The 22,385-nt window shown below is 40.8% G+C and carries 24 protein-coding genes; 10 read left to right on the forward strand and 14 right to left on the reverse strand.

Annotated elements, in window-relative coordinates; all coding sequences use genetic code 11:
- Positions 1-16: 16 nt before the first annotated feature.
- The 7 genes from P2W71_RS17590 to P2W71_RS17620 form a co-directional block, all read right to left on the reverse strand.
- Entirely contained in the window at positions 17-1,135 is a 1,119-nt protein-coding gene (locus tag P2W71_RS17590) for an ABC transporter permease (RefSeq protein WP_276372621.1), read from the reverse strand.
- Entirely contained in the window at positions 1,132-2,238 is a 1,107-nt protein-coding gene (locus P2W71_RS17595) for an ABC transporter permease (protein WP_276372622.1), read from the reverse strand. The genes P2W71_RS17590 and P2W71_RS17595 overlap by 4 nt, the downstream gene beginning before the upstream one ends.
- Before the next feature lie 10 nt (positions 2,239-2,248).
- Positions 2,249-2,986 (reverse strand): ABC transporter ATP-binding protein, encoded by a 738-nt coding sequence (locus tag P2W71_RS17600; protein ID WP_276372623.1) that lies wholly within the window; start codon positions 2,984-2,986, stop codon positions 2,249-2,251.
- 3 nt (positions 2,987-2,989) lie between these two features.
- Positions 2,990-3,901, reverse strand: coding sequence for an ABC transporter ATP-binding protein (locus P2W71_RS17605; protein WP_276372624.1), 912 nt, complete (start codon positions 3,899-3,901; stop codon positions 2,990-2,992).
- Positions 3,902-3,904: 3 nt separating this feature from the next.
- Positions 3,905-4,795 (reverse strand): HlyD family efflux transporter periplasmic adaptor subunit, encoded by an 891-nt coding sequence (locus tag P2W71_RS17610; RefSeq protein ID WP_276372625.1) that lies wholly within the window; start codon positions 4,793-4,795, stop codon positions 3,905-3,907.
- Between the two features lie 27 nt (positions 4,796-4,822).
- Positions 4,823-6,085 carry a TolC family protein gene (locus P2W71_RS17615; RefSeq protein ID WP_276372626.1) on the reverse strand — a complete coding sequence of 421 codons (1,263 nt, stop codon included), beginning with the start codon at positions 6,083-6,085 and terminating at the stop codon, positions 4,823-4,825.
- A gap of 66 nt (positions 6,086-6,151) precedes the next feature.
- Positions 6,152-6,763: a TetR/AcrR family transcriptional regulator gene (locus tag P2W71_RS17620; RefSeq protein WP_276372627.1), complete on the reverse strand. Its 612-nt coding sequence runs from the start codon at positions 6,761-6,763 to the stop codon at positions 6,152-6,154.
- Positions 6,764-6,899: 136 nt separating this feature from the next.
- On the opposite strand from P2W71_RS17620, the gene P2W71_RS17625 reads away from it, so the two are divergent.
- From P2W71_RS17625 to P2W71_RS17640, 4 genes are all read left to right on the forward strand, one after another.
- Complete coding sequence (locus P2W71_RS17625) at positions 6,900-9,146, forward strand: cation:proton antiporter (protein WP_276372628.1); 2,247 nt, start codon at positions 6,900-6,902, stop codon at positions 9,144-9,146.
- Positions 9,147-9,214: 68 nt separating this feature from the next.
- The gene (locus P2W71_RS17630; RefSeq protein WP_276372629.1) at positions 9,215-10,006 is read left to right on the forward strand and encodes a DUF2490 domain-containing protein; all 792 of its coding nucleotides are present in this window, start codon (positions 9,215-9,217) and stop codon (positions 10,004-10,006) included.
- A 50-nt stretch (positions 10,007-10,056) separates the two neighbouring features.
- A complete protein-coding gene (pgeF, locus tag P2W71_RS17635; RefSeq protein ID WP_276372630.1) occupies positions 10,057-10,833 on the forward strand; it encodes a peptidoglycan editing factor PgeF in 777 nt (258 codons plus the stop codon).
- Positions 10,834-10,883: 50 nt separating this feature from the next.
- Complete coding sequence (locus P2W71_RS17640; protein WP_276372631.1) at positions 10,884-11,756, forward strand: zinc-dependent peptidase; 873 nt, start codon at positions 10,884-10,886, stop codon at positions 11,754-11,756.
- An 83-nt stretch (positions 11,757-11,839) separates the two neighbouring features.
- Here the strand turns inward: P2W71_RS17640 and P2W71_RS17645 are convergent, their stop codons facing one another.
- Positions 11,840-12,706: an EamA family transporter gene (locus tag P2W71_RS17645; protein WP_276372632.1), complete on the reverse strand. Its 867-nt coding sequence runs from the start codon at positions 12,704-12,706 to the stop codon at positions 11,840-11,842.
- Positions 12,707-12,829: 123 nt separating this feature from the next.
- On the opposite strand from P2W71_RS17645, the gene P2W71_RS17650 reads away from it, so the two are divergent.
- Entirely contained in the window at positions 12,830-13,372 is a 543-nt protein-coding gene (locus P2W71_RS17650; RefSeq protein ID WP_276372633.1) for an OmpH family outer membrane protein, read from the forward strand.
- A gap of 7 nt (positions 13,373-13,379) precedes the next feature.
- Here the strand turns inward: P2W71_RS17650 and P2W71_RS17655 are convergent, their stop codons facing one another.
- On the reverse strand, positions 13,380-14,699 hold the full coding sequence (locus P2W71_RS17655; RefSeq protein WP_276372634.1) for an amidohydrolase family protein: 1,320 nt from the start codon (positions 14,697-14,699) through the stop codon (positions 13,380-13,382).
- A gap of 273 nt (positions 14,700-14,972) precedes the next feature.
- Between P2W71_RS17655 and P2W71_RS17660 the strand changes: the two genes are divergently transcribed.
- Positions 14,973-15,965 (forward strand): helix-turn-helix domain-containing protein, encoded by a 993-nt coding sequence (locus P2W71_RS17660; RefSeq protein ID WP_276372635.1) that lies wholly within the window; start codon positions 14,973-14,975, stop codon positions 15,963-15,965.
- Positions 15,966-16,084: 119 nt separating this feature from the next.
- Here P2W71_RS17660 and P2W71_RS17665 read toward each other — a convergent pair whose 3' ends face one another.
- The gene (locus P2W71_RS17665) at positions 16,085-16,483 is read right to left on the reverse strand and encodes an SWIB/MDM2 domain-containing protein (RefSeq protein WP_276372636.1); all 399 of its coding nucleotides are present in this window, start codon (positions 16,481-16,483) and stop codon (positions 16,085-16,087) included.
- 446 nt (positions 16,484-16,929) lie between these two features.
- A complete protein-coding gene (locus P2W71_RS17670) occupies positions 16,930-17,691 on the reverse strand; it encodes a DUF4382 domain-containing protein (protein ID WP_276372637.1) in 762 nt (253 codons plus the stop codon).
- Positions 17,692-17,988: 297 nt separating this feature from the next.
- On the opposite strand from P2W71_RS17670, the gene P2W71_RS17675 reads away from it, so the two are divergent.
- From P2W71_RS17675 to P2W71_RS17690, 4 genes are all read left to right on the forward strand, one after another.
- Positions 17,989-18,918 carry a PHB depolymerase family esterase gene (locus tag P2W71_RS17675; RefSeq protein WP_276372638.1) on the forward strand — a complete coding sequence of 310 codons (930 nt, stop codon included), beginning with the start codon at positions 17,989-17,991 and terminating at the stop codon, positions 18,916-18,918.
- 52 nt (positions 18,919-18,970) lie between these two features.
- The gene (locus P2W71_RS17680; RefSeq protein WP_276372639.1) at positions 18,971-20,038 is read left to right on the forward strand and encodes a histidine kinase; all 1,068 of its coding nucleotides are present in this window, start codon (positions 18,971-18,973) and stop codon (positions 20,036-20,038) included.
- Entirely contained in the window at positions 20,035-20,796 is a 762-nt protein-coding gene (locus tag P2W71_RS17685; protein ID WP_276372640.1) for a LytTR family DNA-binding domain-containing protein, read from the forward strand. Before P2W71_RS17680 ends, P2W71_RS17685 begins: the two co-directional genes overlap by 4 nt.
- Positions 20,797-20,909: 113 nt before the next feature.
- On the forward strand, positions 20,910-21,311 hold the full coding sequence (locus tag P2W71_RS17690) for a hypothetical protein (protein ID WP_276372641.1): 402 nt from the start codon (positions 20,910-20,912) through the stop codon (positions 21,309-21,311).
- A 120-nt stretch (positions 21,312-21,431) separates the two neighbouring features.
- Here P2W71_RS17690 and P2W71_RS17695 read toward each other — a convergent pair whose 3' ends face one another.
- The 3 genes from P2W71_RS17695 to P2W71_RS17705 all read right to left on the reverse strand — a co-directional run bounded on the left by P2W71_RS17695 (position 21,432) and on the right by P2W71_RS17705 (position 22,377).
- The gene (locus tag P2W71_RS17695; RefSeq protein WP_276372642.1) at positions 21,432-21,662 is read right to left on the reverse strand and encodes a DUF2892 domain-containing protein; all 231 of its coding nucleotides are present in this window, start codon (positions 21,660-21,662) and stop codon (positions 21,432-21,434) included.
- Positions 21,663-21,834: 172 nt separating this feature from the next.
- Positions 21,835-22,038, reverse strand: a complete 204-nt coding sequence (locus P2W71_RS17700; RefSeq protein WP_276372643.1) for a DUF2892 domain-containing protein — start codon at positions 22,036-22,038, stop codon at positions 21,835-21,837.
- A 24-nt stretch (positions 22,039-22,062) separates the two neighbouring features.
- Positions 22,063-22,377, reverse strand: a complete 315-nt coding sequence (locus tag P2W71_RS17705) for a hypothetical protein (RefSeq protein WP_276372644.1) — start codon at positions 22,375-22,377, stop codon at positions 22,063-22,065.
- Positions 22,378-22,385: the final 8 nt, after the last annotated feature.

Genomic DNA, 22,385 nt, shown 5'->3' on the forward strand with positions numbered 1-22,385 from the left:
CATAATTGAGGTAATATTAAGTTGTCTTCTTATAGTTCAAAGCAGCCCACGTATTCAATACAACAGCAAATACAAAAGTAATTATCAAGTGAGGCACGATATCATTCAAACTACTTCCCTTCAAAATCACCATTCGCATGACGCTGATAAGATAGCTAACAGGATTTAGCTTCGAAATAATTTGTGCCCATTCAGGCATGCTGTCAATGGAAGTGAATAGGCCCCCCAATAAAATAAATACCATCATGAAAAAGAACATGATAAACATTGCTTGCTGCTGCGTTTCGCAGAATGTAGAAACCAGGAGTCCAAACCCTAACACACTCAACAAGTAAACGCCGATAAATCCATATAGAACAGCCAGATTTCCAACGGGCACAATCCCATAGATCAACCAGGAAATTAACAGCCCTATCGTGAAGACCACATTTCCTAAAATCCAGAAAGGAATTAATTTTCCAAGGATGAAATGATGTTTCTTTATTGGGGTAACATTAATCTGTTCTATGGTTCCTACTTCCTTTTCCTTGACGATATTCAAGCACGAGAGAAAACCACCAATCATGGTCACCAGAAAAGCCAAGATTCCCGGCACCATGAAAACACGATAGCTCAGCAAATTATTAAACCAATTGGAAGACAATATTTCTATGCTTGGATTTCGAGAAAATCGTGTGGCGGGAGACAACTCCAATCGAATACCGTTGTTATAATTTTTAATAATGCTCGTTAGATAAGATCCTCCCAAGTTCGCCTTGACACCATTAATTGCATTTACAGCAATAAACATTTTTTGCTCCCCTTCTCTTATTAAGTTTCTTTCAAAACCCTGGGGAATTTCCAATATCAAGTCGGCTTGATCTTGTTCAATTAAATGAAGGGCCTCTTTAAAAGAATTTTCAAAACCCGTTAATTTAAAATAGCCAGAAGCCGTGATCGTTGAAATAAGATTTTGAGAATAAGATGATCGATCATGATCAACGATGGCGATATTTATATTCTTTATTTCATAATCGGCCGCTAATGGCAAAATCATTAACTGAACGGAAGGCATTACGATGATCATGGCAAGAATTATCTTATTCCTAAATATTTGCCTGAACTCCTTTTGCAATAGAAATCGGATGGTTCTCATGCAAGTCGTATTTTAAAATTTTTCAAACTTAACCCTAATAAAAAAATCGTCATGCCAATTAATATTACCGTTTCCTTCCAGATTTCAGAAAAGCCGACTCCTTTAATCATGATTGATTTTACGATGATATAAAACCATTTAGATGGAACTATATTAGAAAATATCTGAAGCGCCTTGGGCATATTTTCGATTGGAAACATAAATCCGCTAAATAATATTGTGGGCAGCATCATACCCATCAAAGAAATCAGCATGGCTACTTGTTGGGAATTGGTCTTTACGGAAATAAAAATCCCTAACGTCAAACACGTTATGATGAACAAAGTACTTTCAGCAAATAATAGCAGGATACTTCCATTCACCGGCACCTTTAATACAAACACACTCAATAATAAAATTGACGTAACATTAATGAGAGATAATATCAGATAAGGTATTGCTTTTGAAATCATCACCATCATTGGTTTGAAAGGTGAGACAAGCAAAATCTCCATGGTCCCCGTTTCCTTTTCTCGTACGATAGATACGGCAGTCATCATAACACACACCAGCATGAGAACGAGTGCAATAACACCAGGCACAAAATTATGCACGCCCTTTAGTTGTGGATTGTACAACATCCGTACTTGAGGTTCGATGCGATAAGGAATAGCATTAACCTTATCCATTTCTGCTTGATAGTCCTGAATAATTGCTGATACATAATTGGTCAAGGTCGTGGCAGTATTTGGGTCGGAGGCGTCGGCAATGATTTGCACTTGTCCCTTATTTTGATGGACCAGGTCGTGATTGAAGTTAGCTGGAAACACAACGGCCATTCTAATGAGTCCCTGTTGAAAAGATTCTTCAATTTGATTTGCATTCAACATAGCCTCCTCAATTTCAAAATAACGACTGGCTTCGATCCTCGAAATTATTTTGTGGGATGCAACATCTTTTGCATTATCTACCACGACAATTTTTGAGTTCTTTACTTCGTTTGTTAACGCAAATCCGAAAATCAAAATTTGCGTTATAGGCATACCAAATAAAATCAACAGCGTCTTCCGGTCACGAAGTACATGTGCAAATTCTTTTCTAAGAAATATTATGAATTGTTTCATGTTTCGGTTGTTAATCGCCACGTTTAGCGCCGCGAGCTAGCTGATAAAATACTTCATCCATAGAAGTGGCCGCGAAAGTTTTTTTTAGGTGGGATGGCGTATCAAGCGCTTCTATTTTTCCATCCACCATAATGGATATCCGGTTGCAATACTCAGCTTCATCCATGTAATGAGTAGTAACAAAAATCGTCACACCACGATTTGCAGCCTCATAGATCAGGTCCCAGAATTGTCGCCTTGTTACCGGGTCTACACCTCCCGTTGGTTCATCCAGAAATACAATTTTTGGCTCATGGAGTACCGCTACAGAAAAAGAAAGTTTCTGTTTCCACCCCAACGGTAAGGATACAACCAGTTTTTTAGCTTCCTGGTGTAGACCAAGTTGTTCGATCAAAGATTCACTTTTATCTTTTATTTGTTTATTAGATAGCCCATAGATGCCGCCAAAAAACTGAATGTTCTCCAGTATAGTAAGGTCGTCGTACAACGAAAATTTCTGGCTCATATAGCCGATGTTCTTTTTAATTAATTCAGTTTGTCTATAAATATCATAACCCGCGATTGTCGCCTTGCCCGATGATGGAATAGATAAACCACAAAGCATGCGCATCGCCGTAGTTTTGCCGGCGCCGTTCGCACCGAGAAAACCAAATATTTCACCCTTATACACTTCGAATGATATTTCGTTCGCCGCGATGAAATCGCCAAAACGTTTCGTCAGGTTCTCAGTCTTTATCACCGTTTCCATATACTAATTCTTTAAAAGCTTGATAAAACAGTCTTCGATGGTGGGTGTCGTCTGATAAATTTCTATCTCCCGTAAGCCACTCTCGTTTAAAAATTTTACTGGTTCGGCTTCGTCACTTACATTTCTAAAAGAAGCATGCGCATATTCCCCATATGCATAACTGTAAATCGTTTTTTCATATGCACCAAGGTTCTTAAGCAGCAGGAACATGTTATCGGCCTTAACCGCGTACAATGGAACTGGATAAGCAGCGACGATATTTTCAGGAGTATCGATTGACATGATCTTTCCCATTTGAATGAGCGCGATACGATCGCACATGGATGCTTCGTCCATGTAAGGTGTCGATACCACGATGGTAATACCTTCGGTCTTCAATCTTTTCAGCATTTCCCAAAACTCCTTTCGGGAAACCGGATCAACACCGGTGGTCGGCTCATCCAAGAATAGAACAGTAGGTTTATGGATGAGCGCGCAGCATAGCGCAAGCTTCTGCTTCATTCCACCCGATAACTTTCCAGCCCGTCGATCTTTAAACTTTTCAAGCTGGATGTAGATGTCTTTAATGAGATGATAATTTTCTTGAATAGATGTCCCAAATACCGAAGCAAAAAAATTTAGATTTTCTTCGACGGTTAAATCCTGATAGAGCGAAAATTTTCCGGGCATATACCCAACCGTGTTTCTGATTTGCCTGTAGTCTTTTACAACATCGAATCCATCGACAGTAGCAGTTCCATTGTCGGGTAACAGGAGCGTTGTTAGCATGCGGAAGATGCTTGTCTTACCTGCACCATCAGGACCAATCAATCCAAACAGTTCACCTTTCTCAACAGAAAAGGAGACATCATGAACGGCTCTTGTTTTTTCCTTTCCATATACTTTAGAAAGATTAGTTACTACTACCGCTTTCATCGCTTAAAATTTTACCTCGGCGTACATTCCCAGTTTCAAAAAGCCATCGTTCTTCACGCCGATTTTAACGGCATAAACAAGATTCGCGCGTTCATCGTGAGTCTGTATGGTCTTCGGCGTAAACTCTGCTTTATCGCTTATCCATTGTACAGTACCTGGGTATTCCTTGTATTTACCTTCCCTATCATCGATCACTACGGTGACATTTTGGGAGAGCTTAATTTGCGAAAATTGATCCCCGGTTACGTAAGCTCTTAAAATGATATTCGACAAATCAGCGATCTTATACAATGGCTTACCGGCAACGGCAGTCTCATAAGTCTCGGCATATTTCGTTAGTACTGTTCCATTTACGGCATTTATTATTTTACACTTAGCTAATTGATCATCGAGCTGCTCCATTTGTACCTGCAGCGGTAAAGTTTCTTCCCTCAAGCTTGACGTCGTAATCCCCAATACAGATTCTTGGGCAGCGATTTTACGTTTTATGATGGATACTTGCGCTGATGCGTCGTCCAATTGTTTCTGGGTGGCTGCGTCAGACCGAATCAAACTAGCGACCCTTCTTTGCTCTCGTTCCGCCTGCTGCAGTTCTTCTAAAAGCGCCGCGAGTTGAACCGATATATTCGGTTTTTTGCTTAGGACGGCCCGGACCTGTGCCTGCAATTGTTTACGCTTTAAATACAGTTGTGTGCTATCAATAAACCCGAGGAATGCGCCACGCTTCAGGGTTTGTCCTTCCTCAATATTGAAGGAATGAATCGTACCGGTAGCTTCCGCGGATACAATAGTTTCTATCGCTTCAAATGTCCCCGATGCGTCGTAAGCATTTTCATCTGACGAGCATGAGGCAAAAAGCAAGAATGATGTAAAGACGATGATTATAGTTTTCATGATCGGAATAAATTATTCTTTAACATTCTAAATACCAGTTGTTGTTTGCAGGCTGTATTGTGCCAGCAGGAGTTGTATTTCGTGAAGAATCTTGTTTTGCCGTGCCTGATCTTCCGCTGTTACTTCCCGGAGATAATCGTTGGAATCAATTACACCATCCGCCAGCTGAGCCGAAGCTGTATTTTTTATTTTTTCACGGAGAGAGATAATCTCATCATCCGCTGCCAATACATCCTGGATCTTTTTTACTTCGCTTTTTTGACTTCTGACGGCCAAGTTTGTATTATAAAGAAAGGTTGCCCTTTGTAATTCAATATTACTCCGGCTAATATCGAGCAGCGCTTTTTCTTTCTTATGGGTATAGAAAGAAGCGATTGTCCAGTGAAGACGGACGCCACCGATATAATATGTTTCAGCTTCATTCTTCAACATGTTCAAACCAGGCCTGCCATACCCACCCTGAAAAAAAATTGAAAACTTTGGCTTGAGACGGGTTGACAAAAATTTATTCTGCACATCAATTGCCTGACGCTGATAGTCAAACAACAAAAGTTCAGGTCTGCTTATCACTTCATTTGACACAAGCTGTTTGGGTTTTTCTAAGATGGCTGAATCTTCAAGGTTTTTTCCAACCATCAAGCCAAGCATTTCCAGATACGCAGTACGGGCAGCGTTGAGCTCAATCAATTTTTGATTCACTTTTAAGCGCTCAGCTTGCAACACATCCCTGCTACTTTTCAAAGCGATACCATTTGCAATCGCAGCCTCCGTTCGTTGAATTCCTCTTTCAATATCATTCCTCAATAATTGGTTCTGCCGGATTTGAGCATCTAACAACAACGCGCCAAAGTATAACTGGTTAACCCGGTCATTCAATTTGTACAACTCGACCTCCAATTTTTGCTGGTCTATTTTTGCGCCTGCCTGATAGGACTGTTTTTGATTTTTAATAACTCCACCATCATATAAATTCATAGTTACTTCGCCATAGACTTTGTATTGATGTTTACTGAGGGGGTCGATGTTCATTTCAGGAGATTGGAACGGGATCTGCGTAACATCGGATTGATAACTTTCCTGGCCGTTGATAGTCAGTACCGGAAAAATTCCCTTTGCTGCATTGCTAATGGAATAGGCTTCACTCTTTGAAATGAGATCACGTTGGTTGATTTGGGGATAGTTTTCATTTGCCAGGGTGTACGATTCCTCCAATGTGAGTTTCTCCAAAGCTTGCCCCTGGGTTTTATCAAACACCAATAAGAGGCATAAGAAGGTTAGCAATTTTTTCATGGCATTGCTGTTTTGCTGGATTAAACGAACGTTTTAATCATTTGTTTAAATTATGGTCAAAAAAATTTATTTTGCTTTTAGCATCGCATTAATCCACTTTGGAATTAATGCTTTTCGTTCCATCATCCTTGCGGTAAAGGTTTTATCATTCATGATACCTGCCGAATGGAACACCGGTTTCATGATAAACGGAAAAACACTCATTGCCAGTATGTTCATCAGAAAATGAACTGGGTTTATATCTTGTCTTTTCTCATGCAGCTGTTTTAAAAAAAGAGAGTCTGCAATCTTTGCTACCGGCAATTTATGCGCGAACCGATCTGGGTTATACCTGATTTCGCTGAGGATAAAAAGCGGCAATTCCGGATTTTCGATTAATAGATCGATGTAGTTATTTGAAAATAAAATTACCTTCTGGTCTAAGGTCGTTTCTGCGTTATTTAAAACCGGCGCAACCGACCCGAAAAACTTTTCCAATTTTTCGAGCATAATCAGTTCAAATAATTTCTCCTTGCTGCGGAAGTAATAATTTAATAAAGCGAGATTAATACCTGCTTCTTCTGCAATGTCTCGGGTTCGGGTAGCCGCATATCCTTTTTGCATAAAAACGCGCTGGGCGGCATCCTTAATTTTCTCTTCTGTAGAAAGATCCGGTTCCGCTATTTTCTTCTTGGACATCTCAAAAATTATAACCAACTCAAAGATAATTATAATTTCTTCATTAAACATACATTTTAATCATTTGTTTAAAAACGTTCCCTACGTTAAAATTTGAATCTTTGCAGAATAGATGTATTATGAGATACTAATTATCATGGCCCATTTACCCAACATCATCACCGACCTTGGACTTATTCTTGCTGTTGCAGGGCTTACTACACTCATATTTAAGAAAATAAACCAGCCTGTCGTTCTTGGATATATCCTTGCCGGATTTTTAGTTGGACCACACACGCCAATTTTTCCTACTGTAACAGATGAAGAAGGTGTAAAGACGCTATCTGAAATTGGTGTTATCTTCCTTTTGTTTAGCCTAGGTCTAGAATTCAGTTTCAAAAAACTTGTTAAGGTTGGAGGTTCGGCCTCCATTACTGCGTTAGTGGAGATCGTTTTAATGATCGTAATTGGCTACCTGGTAGGAATGGCCTTAGGCTGGTCGTTTATGGATTGCATTTTTTTGGGCGCGATACTTTCAATGTCGTCGACCACGATTATTTATAGAGCCTTCGAGGAAGTTGGAGCAAAAACAAAAAAGTTCGCAAGTCTTGTCTTTGGAATCCTGATTGTCGAGGACCTCGTTGCAATTTTATTGCTGGTTGTCCTCTCTACAATTGCCGTGAGCCAACAATTTGCGGGGGGAGAGTTGATGCTCCAGATGCTGAAACTTGCCTTTTTCCTGATCCTGTGGTTTCTGGGCGGAATATTTTTCGTGCCGACTTTTTTAAAACGGACAATTAAGTTGCTAAATGATGAAACACTGTTAATCATTTCAATAGCATTGTGCCTGCTCATGGTGATGCTTGCCGTTGAAGTGGGATTTTCGGCCGCCCTCGGCGCTTTTATCATGGGATCAATTCTCGCGGAGACAACACAGGCCGAACGCATTGAACATATTATTAAATCGGTAAAAGATCTTTTTGCCGCCGTCTTTTTTGTTTCCGTGGGAACAATGATCGATCCGCGAATTATCGTTGAATATGCCGGACCTATTGTTATCATCACGCTTGTAACGATTGTTGGCAAATTTGCCACGTCGGCTATAGGCGCATTGCTATCGGGACAATCGTTGAAACATTCTGTTCAGGCGGGTATGAGCCTGGCACAAATCGGCGAGTTTTCGTTTATCATTGCTTCTTTAGGGGTTTCTCTTAATGTAACAAGTGAGTTTCTATATCCAATTGCTGTAGCTGCTTCAGCCATTACTACGTTTACCACACCTTATCTGATCAAACTTTCCGGACCGGTTTATAAACGTATAGAATCCATACTCCCTGAAAAGTGGGTATCAACCCTGAATCGGTACAGTTCCGGGACACAGCAATTATCGGGGATCAGCGATTGGCAAACCCTTCTTCGATCTTATATTCTTAATTTCATTATTCACTCCGTAATTCTTGTCGCCATTATTCTTTTATCAAACAACTACTTATATCCTTTTATAGTAAGCAATGTTGGAAAAGATATCAATGCCGCCACCGTTATTACCGTCATTGTTATCCTAATGTTGATGGCACCTTTTATTTGGGCGCTTGCAATCCGCCGTATCCAACGGGAAGCCTATTCACATTTGTGGTTAAATAGAAAAATAAATCGCGGTCCGTTAATAGCGCTGGAGTTGGTACGCGTGGTAGTTGCGATATTTCACGTTGGTGTCTTGCTCAGTATTTTCTTTTCTACGGCTGTAAGTATTTTAGTAACACTTATGGTAATGATATTCACCATCATCCTCTTTAGAAAAAAACTTCAGGCGTTTTATGACCGGCTGGAGCAACGCTTCTTATATAATTTGAATGAAAGGGATTATCAAAAGACAGCAAGAGCGACAATCGTTCCATGGGATGCCCACTTGGTAGAGTTCCAGGTAGCACCTGAATCAAATCTTATTGGCAAGGAACTTCAGGAAATTGCTTTACGCGAAAGGTTTGGGATCAACGTCGCCTTAATAGAAAGAGGAAAAAAAATTATTGTTACCCCGGGAAGGACCGAGAAGCTTTTCCCTGGCGACATGATGTCTGTTATCGGAACCGATGAGCAACTGGGCAAGTTAAAATCGTTGTTAGAACAGTCTGCCATAGCACCTGCCGAACCCCAAGAAGTGAGTATTAAACTAAAAAACTTTACGGTGTTAGAGAATTCGGCCATTTGTAACAAGACCATTAGGGAGTCCGCCATCCGGGAAACTGCGCAAGCCTTGATTGTTGGAATTGAGCGAAACAGCGAACGCATATTAAATCCGGAGTCAACCTTTAAATTTGAGAGCGGGGATATTGTATGGATCGTAGGAAACGAAGATGAAATTGATGCTTTTCTTAATAACATTACATTAAATCCGCCCCACTGAAGCCAAGTGGCATCGGCAACTGAATAATCTGAAATTATCATTACCTTTGATGGCTCAAAATTATTAGTGTGAACCACAGGCTGTTTTTCCTGCTCGTTATCGTTCCATTTTCATGCTTTTCACAACAGAGAAATACACATCATCTTTCCTGGACGCGGCTAACATTCTCTGATACACTTTCGCAAAAGCTGGAATGGGAATTAGGAATACAGCACAGGACCCAGAATAATTATTCCGGTGATCCTAACATTTTCCATTCCTTTCAATTTGAAGGATACACCTTATCTTTTGAATATGCGCTGACTGACAAATTGAGCATCTCAGCAATGCCTTTGGGGTATTACACCAGTCATGTCTTAAATATTGTTCCTTCAGACGTTGAACGGCCGACAACAACGGAATGGAGATCGAACGTGCAGCTTATACATGAAAAATCCTTTCGGCATTTTATTCTTACTAATCGGATTGCGATGGATTATCGACAACGTGAATTTCCCTTCAATGATCATTTTCAAGGGAATTGGAGGTTTCGATACATGCTTAGATTCGAAAAGGATGTAGTTGGGATCTTCTCATCCGTGAAGCCCGTTACTTTCACATTGTTTGATGAAGTGTTTCTGCAATTTGGTCATGCCGTGAAAAACAATCACACGATTTTTGACCAACATCGATTATATCTCGGCGCGACTTATGAAATTGTACGAAACACCTCTCTGACGATGGGATATGCTTATGGATTTCAAATACGCTCATCGGGAGATCAGTATGATGATATCAACTCCTATTATCTTGCACTAGCCTTTGAGAATTTTATCAGCAAGTTTTCTAAACCGAGGTCAAGAATTAAACGAAACGCCTGACCGGTCGATCAATAGAATCATTACATTGGAACGTGGAGAAATTGTGACTTATGAAGAAATTACCTATCAACGGACTACATCTTTGGCAATTTGAAAATTTCACAAAGGAAGAATCGATTCGTCATTTCGTAACGGACAGGAGCTCTCATTCGGAGGAAAGGGAATTTACATTAAGTCTTTCGAGCTCTCCTGATAAGTCCTTCATCCATGAAAATAGGAGTCGCCTTGCGTCTGCATTGGGCATTGAAAACGGCAACTTATTTTTTCCGTCACAGGTCCATAAAACCAAAATCGTTCATGTAACGCAAAGCACTGCAAAAGAATCGCTGGTGGAGACAGATGCCTTGATTACAAATGAAGCAGGCATTTGTATTGCAGTAATGTCGGCTGATTGCGTTCCAATCCTTGTGTACGACAAAAAGAATAACGCCGTCGGTGCTATACATTCAGGCTGGCGCGGTACGGTAGCAAAAATTTTAGAAAAGACATTGCACGAGATGCAGCGTCTATTTGGAACGAAAGGAGAACATGTTTATGCTGGCATCGGTCCTTCGGTTTCTCAAGAATCGTACGAAGTAGGCGAAGAAGTTGTTCAGGAGGTTCGGCAAGCTTTCGGACACGAAAATGAATTGCTCATTCCCACTGGCTCCAATAAAGCAAAGTTGGATCTGTGGAAAGCGAACAAACTTCAATTGATGGAATTTGGGGTTTCTGCTTCACGGATTGAAGTTTCAGATCTTTGTACGGTGAGAAATAATAATCATTTCTTCTCTGCACGAAAAGGAGACACGGGACGATTCGCCGCCGGAATAATGGTGAAGAATTGACAGACCTGTTCCCGTGATTCCGCCACGCAAAAGTTAAAGATCTAAGTTTTATGGTCGCCTTCATCCTTATCATTGCTTTTATAATTTCCTTCTCCATATTTTATTCGCGGCAACGCAAACACAAAAAAGGTTCAGGAGTATTTCCGGGGTCGTGGAAAAAAATACTTGATCAAAAGGTGGTTTTCTATCACAACCTTTCACCAGAAGAAAAAAATCGTTTTGAACAGGATGTTGGACGCTTCTTCAACAACGTTCGCATCACCGGTATCAATACTGATATCGACATAACAGACAAACTACTTGTTGCCAGCAGTGCCATCATTCCTGTCTTTGGCTTTCCGGAATGGGATTATACTTTTTTAGATGAAGTGCTTTTATACCCTGATTCATTCGATAGCAAATACACGATTAATAGTAAAGAAGAAACGATTACTGGTATGGTAGGCAGTGGAACAATGGAAGGTAAAATGATTTTATCCAAACCTTCTCTTCACCGCGGTTTTGATAATTCAACCGACAAACAAAATGTAGGTATCCACGAGTTCATCCACTTACTCGACAAAGAAGATGGAAATATTGATGGTGTTCCATCATTCCTTAATGGAAAAATATATGCCCTCCCCTGGCTAAATCTGATTCAGGAAAAAACGGCGGAAATTATTAAAGGCAAAAGTGATATCAATGAATATGGTGCAACCCACCAAAGAGAATTTCTTCCTGTAATAGGCGAATATTTTTTCGAACGTCCTCAATTACTTCAAAAGAATCATCCTGAATTATACGAATTGCTATCAAAGGCATTCAAACAAGATACAGCCAGTACGTTGAAAATCACCAATAGGCGGAAGTCTGACATCGAACGTAACGATCCCTGCCCATGTGGCAGTGGAAAGAAGTTTAAGAAATGCTGTATTAACAATTAAAAAAGCAATATGTAATTAAGATAGAAACGAGACGATGTGGTCAAATCGTAAGCAGATCATGTTGGACCTAATGGGTCCAATGATTAGCGCTTATGCTGACCAAGGTATAATGCCAGCAGAACTACCGTAGCCCCAATGGCCGTATGCACGGTGAAAGGCTCGTCTAACAAGAATGTAGAAAAGGCCAGTCCAAAAATCGGGCAAAGGAAAAGCCACAAAGAAGCTCGAACGGCATCTTCCCGCAGCAAGCGAAGCCACAGTTGCACAGCAAAAATTGAAACCGGAACAACGAGCCACAACAACGAGAACCAAAAATTTGTGTCATAATTATTACCGCCTTGATGTGAAAAGGCGGCAAATGGCAACAGCACGATTCCGCCGATGAGAACCTGCCATCCATTGATGGCAATACGAGATAGGCTCCATATGACGGAGGAATAAAAAACCGATCCAATAGAATAAACAACCATGGATAACCCGATTAAAATTAAACCATGAACCGATACATGTGCGGAGTGTAATAAAGGATACGTGGCGATTGCTACGCCGGCAATGCCCAGAAAAATACTGATCCATTCCTGCACCATTACTTTACGCTTCATCCAAACCGAAGTAAGCACGCTGATCAATAATGGATTCAATGCAATAGCCAGTGAAGTAATCCCTGCAGCCACGGATTCCAAAGCAAGGATGAATAAACCAAGGTAAAGGGCCGTATTAAATGTACCAAACACGGATACATTGAACCACTCTTTACCAACAGGAAACCGGTGCCTTTTTATGCCATGTACATATCCTAGCAACAACAGGCCAGCAACTAGAAATCGGATACAAAAGAACGTCAGCGCCTCAACAGATTGTAAACCAAATTTTCCGGCTATGGAAGCCGATGACCAAAGGATTGCAAATGTTAGCCCGGTGAGGAAGTAAATGACAGAAGTACGCTTCAAAAAAAGTATTCTTAGAAGGGCGCAATATAATCGATCCTGAAATGCGGCCCCTGTTTTTCTTTTAATAGAACAAAACTTTCCTGGGAGCCTCGACATCAAACGTTGGAAGCACAATAATTCAACATGAAAATTCTTGTTACGCTCGCCCTTATTATCCAGTTTGAGTTTTTACAAGCTCAGCAGCATCAAACCTCAAAAATGGGTTACGCCGATATCGACTATATCTACAAAAAACTTCCGGAATCTAAACAGATTGACGCCGAATTAAAATCATTGCAGATACAGCTGGAAAACCAATTGAAAATTAAATACAAGGAGTTTGAAAACCGATACCAGTACCATATCGGTCGTGAAAAAACAATGACACCCGCAGAACTGCAAAATGCTCAAAAGGAACTGCAGGAGTTAAAGGTCAACCTCCAAAAGACCGAACAAGATTCTCAAACCAAATTTCAAGAAAGACATAAGCAACTAATAGAACCGGTGACACAGAAGATTCACAAAGCGATTGGTGATGTAGCCAGAGAAAACAATTACGCTTTTATTTTCAATGCAGGGGCTGACAAACAAGATCTGTTGTTGCATGCAGATGAAGCCGCGGACGTGTCAGATTTAATTTTAAAAAAAATGACGATGGATACGGTTTCCTTGACTAATAAAAATTAGTCGAAAACTATTTTGGAACTGCACCACTCACCTGTACGCCTTCCTTCCAAACGGCATATATCGACTGCGTGGCCTTAATGTCGCCTTCAGGATTCTCATTTAACACAACAAAATCAGCTCGCATACCTGCCGAAAGGATGCCTTGATCTTTAAGACCTAAAGCCTCACACGAATTGCGTGTAGCAACCGAGATAGCCTGTAATGGCGTTAGTCCGGCGTCTACCATCAACTGTAATTCAAGGTGTTCGGAAAAGCCTTGCGCCCTCACTGGTTGTGCACCAGAGTCCGTTCCCATCACGACCAATACACCGCCATCAAATAGTTTCTTCAAGTTCGTCAATGCCATCGCATAGGCTTCTTTATTTTTTTGGTAACGTGGATTATTGACAATCCGATTTTTGTAGTCCTCTTTTGTTATCATTTCAAAAACACCAGGCTCTAAAGAAGCTTTAAAGAAAGGATCGTTGATCCACGTCGGCGTCGTACCGTAAAAAAATTCGTATCCATCCCGCGTCAGCGTTGGAATATAAATCGTTCCCTTGGCCTTCATCTTCGAGATCAGGGCATCATCCACTTCTTTATCGCGGACGCTATGTGCAAAAATATCAACCCCGGCATCGAGCAAAAGGTGCGCATCCTCCAAATAGTACAAGTGGGCGGCTACGCGTATTCCATGCTTGTGCGCTTCGCTGATAATCGCACGATATATTTCAGGTTTTATTCCGCCTTCATCCACCCAGATTTTAATCATATCGGGTTTGAAAGCTACCAATTCATTAACATTCCTAATAGCTTCCTCTGGAGTAGCAGGCCGATAAATCTTTTCCATTCCATTCTCCGTGGACCCGCCCGCTAAAGGAGGACGAAAACCATATCCTGCTGTATAAACTGTAGCTCCTGGCACTTTGCCCGAACGGGAAGCTTCCCTGATTGAAAAGATCAGTTCTTTATCTGTACCCATAGAAACAACGGTACCGACACCATAAGATTGATATCGTTCGAGCTCCTTGATAATATGGTCCTGATTAAAATTTTCTGCCCCCACAGTAGTACCCTTTGACATCCCCAGGTGACCGTGAACATTGGTAAGCAAGGGCATAATAGTCTTGCCTGCAAGGTTGATCACTTTCGCATTGGGAAAGTTATTTTGTTTTGAAATCGAGCCAATCTTTCCATCCCTAATCAATACGCTCATGTTTCTTTGGGCCGGTTTGCCAGAGCCATCGATCACCGTCACATTTTTCAACAACACAACTTCGGGTGATTGACCTTGGATGGACCCGCCTATCATAAGCAGTACAACAATAAACAACAAAACGGTTTTCATGCGTTTAAAGGGGTAAAGGACTAATTCGAAATAAAATAATCATTATTGGCAACGCCTAACAATGGCTATTGTATAAATAAAACCAGGATGACGTTAAATGGTCTTTAACCGGTTCCCAACAAGTCATCTCGGTAGAAATTAAACTTATAACGGTGTAATTGCGCCATTACCAGGGGTTGATCGCGACAAAAAGCCAACCTAATTTTGAATATGAATTAACAATCACACCCGTTTACCCACTTCAACACTTAGAACTCCAACACTTCAACACTTATGAAACACATTTCTATTATAGTACCACAAGGCGAGGCAGTCATGGGAAGCATTGAAGGACCTCATAAAGTTTTCAACCAAGTCAACGACTTCATGACTAGCAACGGTAAGCCACCCTTGTTCGATGTCAAGCTTGTTGGCCTTTCCAAAGAAACGCACACTTATGAAAAATTATTCACGATAATACCGCAACTCACCATCAAGGACGTGGATCGAACCGACCTTATTATCATACCGGCCATTAAAGGTGATTTCGAAAACTCTGTCAAGATTAATCACGATTTTCTACCGTGGATCGCTAAGCAGTATAAGGGAGGCGCTGAGGTTGCCAGCCTTTGCTTAGGCGCTTTTCTATTAGCATCGACCGGTCTACTGAAAGGCAAAAAATGTGCAACGCACTGGATAGCGGCCAATGAATTTAAGAGAATGTTTCCGGACGTAAACCTGGTAGCTGAAAAAATCATTACCGATGAAAATGGTATTTACTGCAGTGGAGGTGCCTATTCGTTTTTGAATCTTATTTTGTACCTGGTTGAAAAATATGCCGGCCGAAACCTGGCAGTGCTTTGTGCTAAAGTATTTGAAATAGAAATTGAAAGAGGAAGTCAATCTCAGTTTATCATTTTTAATGGCCAAAAAGAACACGAGGACGAACCCATCAAAAAGGCACAGGTATTCATTGAAAATAATTTCATGAAAAAAATAACCGTTGATGAATTGGCTTCGATGCTTGCGCTGAGCCGTAGAAACCTGGAACGCCGCTTTAAGAAAGCCACGGCCAACACAACGGTGGAATATATTCAACGTGTAAAAATAGAAGCAGCTAAGATGAGCCTGGAATCATCGCGTGAGAATATAAATGAAGTGATGTACAAAGTCGGCTATACCGACAGCAAAGCCTTTCGAACGATATTCAAGAAAATCACTGGCCTTTCTCCCCTGCAGTATAGAAGCAAGTATAATAAAGACGCAATGACAGCAAGTTTGGTTTAGTGATGGGACTTGCACGCTGTCTCGATTAATTGTAAGAATACATTCAGCTTCAATTTCTTTAGGAATAAAAAAAACCTGGTCGAGATAGCCAGGTTTTTTTTAAGAAGTTTCTCGCAGAATTACTTCACGTGATTGTTCACGATTTTTGCCAATTCAAACATAGAGATTTGTTCTTTGCCACCGAAAACTGTCTTCAGTTTATCGTCTGCATTAATCATTCTCTTGTTTTGTTTGTCTTGAAGACCATTCTTCTTGATGTAATCCCAGATCTTTTTGATGATCTCCGTTCTTGGAATTGGCTTGGTACCTACTACTGCTCCTAATGATTCGCTAGGAGTAAGTGCAGCCATAAATGCTGCGTTAGGCTTTCTTGCTGACTTCTTTTTTGGAGCTGCTTTTTTTGCGGCTTTCTTGGGAGCAGCCTTCTTTGCTGCCTTCTTAGGAGCTGCTGCTTTCTTCTTAGCAGCTTTCTTTGGAGCTGCTTTTTTCTTAGCAGCTTTTTTCGCTTTTTTTGCCATAGCGTTAATTGATGTTTAGTGTTAATTTTTTGTTTGATCCAACCCTGAAATTTCCTTCCGACGCTTTGCATTTCACAACGTATAACGTCAAAAGAATAATAAAAATCAGGACATACTTTTCGCTAAAATAGCGGTGTAGTTTAAATATTCCTAATACCATGTTTTTCATAGACAAAAATGTCCTTATCGCAGTGGCAATATTTGGTCGTTTTATACTTACATTTTGATCACCGAAAGAACAAGGGTCAATATGGGTAAAGTAACGGTATGTCCTGAAGGGGACCGTCTAACAACCACGAGAAACAAGTAGCCTTGTCCAACTCGCATCCTTGTAAGCAAGCTGACATAAAGTAGGTTTTTCATAGGATAAAATCCTGTGAAAGAGAATAAAACATGAAGAGATTGAACCTTCTCTTCATGTTTTAAATAAGTGTTAAAAGGAAATATTAAGGAAGTGCTATGGCCCCCATATCGGTAACACTTCCAATAGTAACTGCTACACTTTCCTGTTGAAAATCGGTATATCCCTCTTTGGCGTCAAAGCTAACAGTGTATGTTCCAGCCGGTATTCCTCTCAATAAAAATTTTCCTGAAGCATCGGCAAAAGTCGTTGCAACGGTATCACTTGCTACTATGGCAAAGACCGCGGGAGCAGATTCGACGGGGGTCACAGTACCCTTAATGGCACCACTGGTAGCTTCCGTAAGGGAGCGTATCACTGGCTTCAGGTTATACTTACCACTGCCCGTCTCAACGATCGAGCGAGCCGCATCGAAGTCAAGCAGAATCTTGTAGGTCACGCCTTCAACAAGGTCCGCATGAACATTAAGTTTCAGCCCCGAGTGCTGGGCACTAGGTGCTGTCAAGTCAATAACCTGATTATTGATTTTGATCGAATTGTTGTTACCAAGGATGAGTCGTATTTGTGAAATTTTTCCAGCGGGTAACTCCGTTGCCGATAATAACGTGTCTATTCCATTTGATAGCTTCAGGAGGTTGTAGACACCTGTGTTTACGTTGAGCGATTTCCATCCGTTCGCCGCATCGCCACCCTCCGCGTGCACTTCAATCCCTTGGATATCCACATTCACCTCCTCGTAATCGCCAGGCGCATCTGTCAATCTTATTTCCAGACGGGCATTTTGATCATCTGAAGAACATGAGAGAATCGCTAGTGACAATGCTAAAAATCCAATTAGTTTTTTCATAGGTACAGTTTGTTTTTTGAGCCCGTTAGACAAGGCTTGGAGGTGCGGGTTTAATCCGTCATCCTCCATTCAACCCCTTAACGCGGTCGTTCGAAAGAGCAAACTGCGCTTTATCTGCGCTTAAAAAAGCGCCCCCAAAAGCAGCTAAAGTTTATGTCATCCATAGCCTCAAGCCGAAAATTCAGGTCTTAAAAAAGCGAATTCATAATTTGTTTTCGACTGTTGAGAATAGAAACGGCAAATAAATTTCCCAACGAGTATATTCTTTACCGGAAAGTCTATAACGCTTAACATACAATGATGCACACTATTCTTAACGCACTTTTTCTTTTTACCGTGCTCGCACTTACAGCTTGTGACGACAATGATGCGCCGGAGGAGAAACCCTATCGCTTTCATGCAACAATGATGATTGATGGATATGCCCGGACGTATGTGTTAACCCTTCCTCCTGACTATTACGATACGCCGGAAAAAGATTTTCCTTTGGTTATCGGGATGCATGGCACGGGTGGAAGCGCCAGTCAATTTGAATCCGACTACCGTTTTGCGGATTTTGCTAATGAATCGAACTTCATTGCCGTCTATCCGGAAGGCGTTCAAAGCAATGGGTTTTTAGGATTGCGAACGTGGAATGCGGGGACATGTTGTGACTATGCCCTGGACCATCAAATTGATGATGTGAAGTTTATTCGAGAACTCATTGATGACGTGGTGGCCCGTTACAACGTGAATCCTAAGCGTGTTTATGCAACAGGCATGTCAAACGGAGGTATGATGGCTTACCGGCTAGCCTGCGAAATCCCTGAGAAGATTGCAGCCATTGCCACTGTGAGTTGTTCTATGGTGGTTTCTGAACCTTGCCATCCATCACGGGCGGTACCGATCTTACACATTCATTCCATGCTTGATACGAAAATTCCGCATGAAGGGGGAATTGGTATTGGCGGGTATCATTTTCCTCCAATTGATTCTGTGTTAACTGCATGGGCTGTCGAAAACTCATGTGATACGCCATCGCAGATCATCATCAACAATGACAAGTATTCCTTTAAAAAGTGGTCGCCGTGCGAGGGAAACTCAGCAATTGAATATTACTTAACGAAAGATGGCGGACACGCATGGCCGGGTGGATTAAAAAGTCGAGCCAAAGCTGATACACCCTCTGTGGCGATTAATGCCAATGAATTGCTATGGGAATTTTTTCAGCGATTTGAATTACCTTAAGAATTTTAAGTTTTTCAATATCAAAGTTGATTTGAATCCGTTCATTAGCACGATGAATCCATCAATCAAATTACTCCTTTTAGGATTGAATTCAATACGTGAACGAACGAATGGCCGGTATAAAATAATCTTCAGCCTTTCCGTTGCACTGGCGATATTCTATTCGCTTCCTTGGATCGCATTAAGTGAACAGTCACGGATTGCCGGAAATAATATTCAACCAGCACCCGGCGGAAGGGTTTTGTATTTATTTATTTCCGTTTTCCTTACCAGCATATTGTTCTTTCAATACAATTTGTTTTGGAAGGGCAAAGTATTAGCGTTGACTGGCCGTGTGCGCCCTGTTCTTAATTTGCTGATCAATCTCATGCTGATGATTGCTGTTTCAGGTGTGCTAATTTTAATAGCAACTATCCTTTTTAACATCAATGCGCCGCGGGCATTCTTTATCTTTTACTTATTCCGAAATACGGGAATAATGCTGATAGTAATGCTGGTGACTTATGTCATAGAATTGGTCGACAAGTCTCGAGTCGATAAGATTGAGATATTAACACTGCAGAATAAGAATTCTGAAACCGAGCTATCGGCACTTCGATCACAGATTGATCCGCACTTTCTGTTTAACTCGCTTACTTCATTAAGTGGTTTGATTCGTGCCAATAGCAAGGAGGCACTTGAATTTGTTAATCATCTGTCTGAAACCTTTCGTTACATTCTTGAAAAACGTGAACATAAATTAGTGACTGTTCAAGACGAACTTCGGTTTGTAGCATCGTACATTTTTATGCTTCAAAAAAGATTTGCTGATAGCTTTCGAATTGAGATCAATATTGAGGAAGCGCATCTCACTAAAAACATACCTCAATTTGCACTCCAGATCATGGTCGAGAATGCAATTAAACATAACCTCCTATCTGCCAAAAATCCGTTGACGATTGATATTCGGTCTTTAGGAAACAACTTACGTGTACGAAATAATTTACAGCTCAAAAAAACTGTATCCGGTTATGGTATCGGACTTACAAATTTATCAAAGCGATATCAACTCATTGGTCGAAACGATATCATCATTAGAAAAACACCTGAATATTTTGAGGTAGAATTGCCACTTTTATGAAAGACATACGTGCCATTCTTGTAGAAGATGAAGCAGGCGCTGCTAAAAATCTTCAATTGTTATTGACCGACGTGGCGCCTGAAATCAAAATAGTCTCAGTGCTATCCAGCATTGAACAAACGGTAGAATGGCTTACACTAAATCCACATCCTGCGTTAGCGTTTTTTGACATTCAACTCGAAGACGGATTATCATTTGAAATCTTTAGAAAGATAACAGTAGATTTTCCGGTAATTTTTACGACAGCATTTAACCAATATGCCATCGACGCATTTAAAGTTAACAGTATAGATTATTTACTGAAGCCTATCAAAGAGGAAGATCTTCTCTTCAGCCTCCAAAAATATCATAAGCTTAGCAAAGAAATCATTAACCCTGATGTAATAGACAAAATTATCAATGCAATTCCCCGACATGATCATTCATCAACGTTTCTCATTCATTACAAAGATCGACTACTGCCCATTCCAGAAAAGGAATTCGCATTCTTTTACATTGACAATGGATTGGTTCATGGATGCACGCATAAGCATCAAATCTATCCCATCGATCATAGCATGGAAGACCTTGAAGTAAAACTATCCTCCACACAGTTTTTCAAAGCAAACAGACAATTCATTGTTAATCGGGAAGCCATAAAAGAGATTGAGTTCTACTTTAACAGTCGGCTTTTACTTAAGCTTTCACCACCCCCCAAGGATGCTGTTCTTGTGAGTAAAGCCAGAGTCCCGATATTCAAGGAGTGGATGAAAGGATAAATTTCATTGCAGGAAGTTTCAGCTTCACAATCAGTTTCTTCAGGTTAAACCATATTCTCCCTCCACCCCTCTTTGGGTTACCGTTAATTTGATCAGAAATTAAATTCATACTTATGAAAACAGTATTCTTAACAGTCAGCATTCTTTATTTAACATCTTTCGGAAATCTCATTCACGCACAGGAAAAATTGGAGTCCCTCATGAATGAAAGCACACCGGAAGAAAGAGCTCAGCTCCAAACAGACTACATGAAAGAAAATCTGGCATTAACGCCCGAGCAGGAACCAAAAATCCATGACCTCAATCTTAAGTACGCGAAAAAAATGCAAGACGCATACAACACTACCGATCGAAGGTTTCAAAAATTAAAAAAAATGAAAAGCATTGGTGACGACAAAGACCAGGAATTGAAAAGCGTTTTAAATCCTGATCAATACGCAACATACGAGAAAAATAAAGAATTGATGAAGGAGAAAATGCGCGCACGTGCGAAGGAGCGGCGAAAAGAAAGATAATAATTATGAGCCAGTTTCAGTGCAAGGCGCTGCTTGCCTAACAACGTAAAGCATATGCGACAAGGCAAAGAAGTTTGACGGATAAGATTTACTTCCCAGCCTTGCTCGCATTTGCCAGTTCTAGCTCCGTTGTTGATTCTTCGCCGTAAGGTTCTTTCGAAGTGTACTAATCCCAAATGGAACATATAACGGGCAGAAACCTACTACGCTGGTGAGCAGAAAAATAAAGGCGAAAGCGATTAGCACGCCACCTAATATTCCACCGATAACACCAGTTGCATACATTGTTACCAGAATTGCTGCGACTATCACCCGGATAATTCGATCAGCAGTACCCATGTTTTTTTTCATGTTTAAAGTGTTGAAGTGTTGAGGTTCGAAGTGTTGAAGATGCTCAAATCAATCGCTCGTGGCTCACAATTCAAAACTATGAGCCACTTACGAAGACAACATAAAACTAAAAGGCGCATGTTCTTAGAACCATGATAACCGTCAGCATTGCTGCTGATATTATTCAGAGTTTTTATCCACAGGTCTTGCCGCCACCTTCCACCCCTACTTTGTCCAGTATTTTTTCCAACGGACAAATTTGGGTGAAAGAAGATTGTAAAAGATTCAGTCCCACAAAGGCTGTAAGGCCAAGCCAATAAATGCTTACAAAATAAGCGAGTGTAATGCTGATCAATACCATTGATCCTGCAACAGCTCTAACGATACGTTCTCTCATTTTTTTTATTCTTTATGTTAATATTTAAAACTCATAGGTCGATTTCTCGACCGGCAGGACAAACGCCCGGATGGGAAACCCGTTTTTGTTTTGCGCATTATGATGACGAATTAAATGCAGCGCCTCCTCAGTCTTTGACTCATCGGTGAAACTGAATAAGAATATAGCGTCAGCCTGCTCATCACCACTCCCGAACCAGTTATCTAGTAAAACAGGCTTACGGTGATTTTTAAACCCCACCGCATTCGAGAGACTGAAGGCATCGACGCCAGCAATGTTCATGATGTCAATTACTTTTTTTTGATCCTCTTTCAAACTTGTTACAAGCAATAATTTCATACAGTTGA

This window comes from Chryseolinea sp. H1M3-3 (assembly GCF_029360725.1).
Classification (GTDB): Bacteria; Bacteroidota; Bacteroidia; order Cytophagales; family Cyclobacteriaceae; genus Chryseolinea.